The following is a 3,588-nucleotide window of genomic DNA, read 5'->3' as shown; positions in this document are numbered from 1 at the left end:
CGACTGCTAGACAGGAGGCTTTAATGTTGCTCTATTGTCTCATGAATATATTTTTGGGGGAATTCTGAATTTTAGTGCTGAATAGTTACAGTACTACTTACTAAAAACCGGCTACCCGATTTATACGAACTCTGGATTAGCATTCGCATTAATGTAACCCCATACCCGATAGTATTTACCTTCAATAGAGTAAGGAATATTAAACTTATGGAGTACATCAAGTATTCCATCCCTTATATCAGTATCTTTGTCAGATACCAAATTCCCCCTGAACTCATGTTCATATGGGTCGAAATCTATCCATTCTATCGCAATAGAATCATCAAAAAGTTCATCCCACCAGACTTTGCTGAAATCTATAATTTTATCTTCGTATGTCAGCTTGTATCGAGCTTCTGGAGATGTATCACCTTGGTCAGCGAATGATGAACACAACTCTCTCCACTTAGTCTTGTTCATTACAGAAGCAAGCTGTCTTTGATCTATGACTTTAGAAAGGACTTCGTTCATTGGAAACTCGTATAACACCACCAGCACGGGCTGAAATGGAACAGCGAAGCTTCAGAATGTAGGTCCAGTCAGCATTGCTGGCGATCGTGCTATGGCTTTTAGTTTGAAGCATCCTCGAACCTAGGCTTGTAGATGGAAGCGTGTCTGTTGACTTTTTTGAAGCACTTAATATGACAAAAGAATCGCTGGAGGTCTAACTTGTGCGTGGATTGATCAATATTGGCGATAAGATCTACCGCACATGGATCTAGGTCTCCCTGATCCTCGATATGCTCCCTACATAGAAAGCACTCATAGATGATTATTTTTTCGGGCCATAACGCCCGCGAGGAACGAGCGCCGCATTTGACGCGCTTGGTTCGCCCAGCATGGGCATGGACTAATGGGGTGAAAGTCCCCTGTAGGAAGACCACCGTTTAATGGTTTCCATTAAATACTAACTACTAGCGAATGGCAACTGCAATACCGTGAGGTCTTGTGGGGAGGAAGCCGCTAGCAAAACTACGAGCTGACGAACAGAAACATCCTATAAGGCTTAGCCTGGAGGCGAGGTGGCCAAGGACACCGAAGCCGTGTGATCTAACGGGTAGAGTAAATGATGCAGTTGCGTAGTGAAAGTTCACGTTCTTATCTGGGGAGATCTGTTTAACTTGCTGCTGTGAAGCTGTCAGCGTGGCCGCTGACTCATAAATAGGCCCAACCCGCTAGCCACCATCGCGGGGATAGACAAAAGTGGTGGAACACAGCAGCGCCTCGGTCAGTAATGGTCAAGGTGATTAAACAGAAGTCAGCAGACGGCATAGTAGCCAAATGCCAAGATTAATACCTTGGACACGGTGAAGGCCTGAACCCAAATCCATGAGTTAAAAGACAGGGCTAGCCTACCGATAGGTTTCCAGTCGGATAAAGTTGAGGTAGCGCACTGCCATGACACTCAACTCAAATGAAGAGCTGCTCGATACTATCGTTGGGTAGAGATTCATTACGGATAGGGAACCGCCCATCGCAGACCCGCACGGTGGGTGGTGTGGGGGCCGGTGGCTAGAAGTTTACTGGCTACCCGATTTAGCAGTAAATTTCAGGCGCAACACTTGCTGCCCTGTTGGCTCATGGAGCTTTTCTTGTAGTTGCTCAAAGCCATATTTCGAATAGAAGTTGCGACCAATATTGTTTACTTTGAACACCTCAACTTCAAGATTGCCATGGATCTCTTGGGCTTTATCCATTAAAGCCTTGCCAATACCTCTACCATGATAATTGGGTTGAAGAAAAATTGCCCCAACTTCGTTGCCCATAAGCGCAATAAAGCCTTTAACTTCACCTTCAAGTTCGGCGACCCATGTATCTGTATTGGGTATATATATTTCAGCTACATTTGTACGCTCTTGTGCAATAAACTCATCAGTCATGAAAGGATGAGATAATCGTGTTGCAACCTCCCATGAGTTAAGGACTTCCTCTAAATCTAAAACCCTATACTGACGAATATTCACTTTCATCGTTTCACCTTCTTTGTATTAACTGATGGTGGTGATTTTAATGAACCGCGACTAATGCAGATTGAAGAAAAACGACAGTTTTCACTCAAACTCAAAATCTCCATAGATATCTATGGCTAGATCTCGATGCAGTACATAATTAGCAGGTGTTTTTCCAATAGAATTCTTGAGGTGACGGATCAAATGGGGTTGATCGGAAAATCCATACTTGTTGGCAACATCAGCCCAATTGATCTCTTCTTTATTAAGCTGATACAAATAGTGAAGCATTTCTTCCAGATGAATCATGGATTGAACTTGCTTCATGGATAGGCCAGTTACCCTCACAAAGCTACGCTCAATGGTACGCTGTGAACGATGCAATTTTTGCCCGATTTCAGCTATGGCTGTATCGCCAAGTAATAACATAACCTGACGAACTAAATGACTGTGCTTGTCTTCGTGACAATCCAATAACCAGGGCAAGAGCGCTTCGTCCAGAATATTGCATGCTTGTTCCTTTTGCTCTGTAGCTCTAATCAAGAGCTGACCTGGGCTAAATGTCCTCAATCCAATGTGATTATTCACATCAATCATCTCAATCTTATCTAGCTTAGAGCTAAAATTATTCATTTTTAAAGAGTAGAGCGCCCCAATTTTAAATTTGATACCAACAATCTTGAAAGGAGCCGAGTGATCCATCGTAAATGTTTTTAGATGCGGGAATATCCAATGACTTCCTCTAACATTTTGAGTGTTAGCGCTATGCGTATACCCATATGTACTATCTAAATTCGCGACAATTAAATGAGGAGAAGGATCTGGATTCAGTTTGGGATAGCTAAAGCTCTGATCATGTAATTCTTTTTCTAAAAACCAGTAGCATTCAACATATTTAGCTATATTTTCTATTGTCGGTGACAGCTTCCAGTTTTTCATTCAAACTCTCTTTCTTGTTGCTGACTATATGACTGCTAACTCCGGCTCTGTGTTTTATGCACATTATTTAAGCCCATTTAGAGCTTCTGTAGCCTCAATATAATGAAGCAGCTTGGTGTATCCCAGCCAAACGGCTTTAACCCCTGGCTCTCCATTTCGCCTGGGAATATCTACCGTATATTTACCAATAGATTTCTGTTGACTCATGCGGTCTAAAAGCAAAGCTGTTTCTTCTCGATCGACCTCTAAGGTACGATTGGCCTTGGCTCGAACGATATAGCTCGCACGTCGTTGTTCACTTTGATCTTCCGCCAGTTGAAATCATTCATGAATATCACCCTCTCTATCAGCGATGCTCACAATTGTAGTTTCAGGGCAGCGCTCCTGTATCTGACAGGCAGATTCGGAATGGTCTAGCCACCGTCGGCTCTCTTTATCATTTATTGATTTGGTATAGCGGGAATTAGCGCTTGATTCCTTATCACGCTGCCACATACTGCCCTCAACAACACCCAAGTTAACTCTCGACGGTGTTATAGCGATGGAGGTGTGCAAGAGTTGCTGATTGCTCTCTTTCCGCCTAAGTGTTCCCATCTCTTTACTTTCTAACAACACTTCGGACAGTTTCATGCAGCTATAGCCCCGTAGTCACTGTACCGTT

4 protein-coding genes are annotated in these 3,588 nt (G+C 43.2%); all 4 read right to left on the bottom strand.

The window, feature by feature from the left end; all coding sequences use genetic code 11:
- Positions 1-120: 120 nt before the first annotated feature.
- A complete protein-coding gene (locus tag MO867_RS21020; RefSeq protein ID WP_252472752.1) occupies positions 121-510 on the bottom strand; it encodes a DUF6678 family protein in 390 nt (129 codons plus the stop codon).
- 1,049 nt (positions 511-1,559) lie between these two features.
- Positions 1,560-2,009 carry a GNAT family N-acetyltransferase gene (locus MO867_RS21015; protein ID WP_252472750.1) on the bottom strand — a complete coding sequence of 150 codons (450 nt, stop codon included), beginning with the start codon at positions 2,007-2,009 and terminating at the stop codon, positions 1,560-1,562.
- 81 nt (positions 2,010-2,090) lie between these two features.
- Positions 2,091-2,927, bottom strand: coding sequence for a helix-turn-helix domain-containing protein (locus tag MO867_RS21010; RefSeq protein WP_252472748.1), 837 nt, complete (start codon positions 2,925-2,927; stop codon positions 2,091-2,093).
- 321 nt (positions 2,928-3,248) lie between these two features.
- Positions 3,249-3,557 (bottom strand): hypothetical protein, encoded by a 309-nt coding sequence (locus MO867_RS21005; protein ID WP_252472746.1) that lies wholly within the window; start codon positions 3,555-3,557, stop codon positions 3,249-3,251.
- Positions 3,558-3,588 lie beyond the last annotated feature (31 nt).

Origin of the sequence: Microbulbifer okhotskensis (assembly GCF_023895975.1) — a bacterium.
Taxonomy (GTDB): domain Bacteria; phylum Pseudomonadota; class Gammaproteobacteria; order Pseudomonadales; family Cellvibrionaceae; genus Microbulbifer; species Microbulbifer okhotskensis.
Note: the sequence above shows the minus strand (reverse complement) of the source record. Positions and strands in the feature narration are given on the sequence as shown.